The following is a 1,778-nucleotide window of genomic DNA, read 5'->3' as shown; positions in this document are numbered from 1 at the left end:
TTGAGAAGCGGTGTAAGTGAACTGCAGTTGCCATGTTTTACGGCAGTGAGAGCAGAGATAGCGCTGATGTCCGGCAGTGCTTTTGCCGTTACGCACCACCCCGTCAGTAGCTGAACAGGAGGGACAGCTGATAGAAACAGAAGCCACTGGAGCACCTCAAAAACACCATCATACACTAAATCAGTAAGTTGGCAGCATCACCTGATGCTCATTTTCCATAGCCATTCCCTTTTGTTCATTACATCCATGTCAGTCTGAGACAGGCCTGAATCCTGTCAGCAAAGTATAAAACCTTACTTGCCTATGAATATCTACTGACTTTTCAGGAAAAAAGTCATGATTTGATAAAAATCATCAAACTCAAAAAAAAACCGCTAGTATATTCTGAATATTCCGAATAGTTACGTAGATGAAAATACTTGTCACCGCCGCTACTTAATTCCGGTGGGAAATTATTTATTTCCGCATAATCGGCCATGTATTATTTGAAACAATTAGTTTGTAAATAATATAAATTGATAACATATCAAATACATCAAAAATACCATTCATAGGCATTATTAATATAGACATCAATATAGCAACATCAAATTCCAATTAGTAATAAGAAATGCTTTTTAATTGCATGAAAATAATTTCAAATGAGCGTTTTTTGATACTTTAGAGTGTTTCCTACCCTTTAATATCACCGTGTAGAGTTGATATCACTACAACAGAAACATGCATGTCATTTTTTTACTTCTTTTTTACTACAGAAAAATTTATCTATTTTTCTAAACATCGGTGAAATACTCATAAAAGGTAACTATTATGTCTATGCCATTAAGCAATGCCCTTCAGAGTCAAATTATTACAGATAATCACTTCCTTCATCATCCAAAAGTCGACAATAAGTTAACACGTGAATATGCACGCATGGATACGGAAAATATCTATCTTCTGCCTCTTACTCGTGGAAATAACCATAATTACGATGGAAAAAGCGTTGTCGAAATTAGAAAACTTAATATTGGCAAACAGTCCTGGCCATTTAATTATGCGACAGATACATGCAGAGAATTCAATGGTATTACAACAACAGGACGTATGCTCTATCGAAACTTGAAAATCACCTCAGCTTTAGACGAAATATATGGTGGTATATGTAAAAAGGCGCATGCTGCTACAGAGTTAGCAGAAGGTTTACGGCTAAATTTATTTATGAAGAGCCCTTTCGATCCTGTTGAGGACTATACAGTTCATGAAATAACATTAGGCCCTGGTTGCAATGTTCCTGGTTATGCCGGAACCACGATAGGATATATTTCAACCCTTCCAGCTTCTCAGGCAAAAAGATGGACCAATGAGCAGCCAAGAATTGATATCTATATTGATCAGATAATAACTGTCTCAGGGGTGGCAAATTCTTCCGGATTCGCCCTTGCCGCATTACTTAATGCTAATATTGGAATGGGAAATGACCCAATAATTGGTATAGAAGCTGGTGATGCTGCCAACTTACTGATTTAGTGTATGATGGTGTTTTTGAGGTGCTCCAGTGGCTTCTGTTTCTATCAGCTGTCCCTCCTGTTCAGCTACTGACGGGGTGGTGCGTAACGGCAAAAGCACTGCCGGACATCAGCGCTATCTCTGCTCTCACTGCCGTAAAACATGGCAACTGCAGTTCACTTACACCGCTTCTCAACCCGGTACGCACCAGAAAATTATTGATATGGCCATGAATGGCGTTGGATGCCGGGCAACTGCACGCATTATGGGCGTTAGCCTCAACACGATTT

At 39.1% G+C, this 1,778-nt stretch carries 4 protein-coding genes and 1 pseudogene; 2 read left to right on the top strand and 3 right to left on the bottom strand.

Annotation, left to right across the window (positions count from 1 at the left end):
• The 3 genes from BFF42_RS16060 to BFF42_RS28605 all read right to left on the bottom strand — a co-directional run.
• A partial coding sequence (locus BFF42_RS16060) for an IS1 family transposase (RefSeq protein ID WP_001393286.1) occupies positions 1-147 on the bottom strand: 147 nt, incomplete at its 3' end.
• A gap of 187 nt (positions 148-334) precedes the next feature.
• Positions 335-478 (bottom strand): protein YtiD, encoded by a 144-nt coding sequence (ytiD, locus tag BFF42_RS28185; protein ID WP_001329085.1) that lies wholly within the window; start codon positions 476-478, stop codon positions 335-337.
• Complete coding sequence (locus BFF42_RS28605; protein WP_419722591.1) at positions 457-525, bottom strand: hypothetical protein; 69 nt, start codon at positions 523-525, stop codon at positions 457-459. Before BFF42_RS28605 ends, ytiD begins: the two co-directional genes overlap by 22 nt.
• Positions 526-810: 285 nt before the next feature.
• Here BFF42_RS28605 and BFF42_RS16055 point away from each other — a divergent pair.
• A pseudogene (locus BFF42_RS16055) lies at positions 811-1,482 on the top strand (DUF2686 family protein); the annotation flags it as partial.
• 55 nt (positions 1,483-1,537) lie between these two features.
• A partial coding sequence (locus BFF42_RS16050) for an IS1-like element transposase (RefSeq protein ID WP_146627760.1) occupies positions 1,538-1,778 on the top strand: 241 nt, incomplete at its 3' end.

It is taken from the genome of Shigella sp. FC1661, from assembly GCF_001712525.1.
Classification (GTDB): Bacteria; Pseudomonadota; Gammaproteobacteria; order Enterobacterales; family Enterobacteriaceae; genus Escherichia; species Escherichia coli.
Note: the sequence above shows the minus strand (reverse complement) of the source record. Positions and strands in the feature narration are given on the sequence as shown.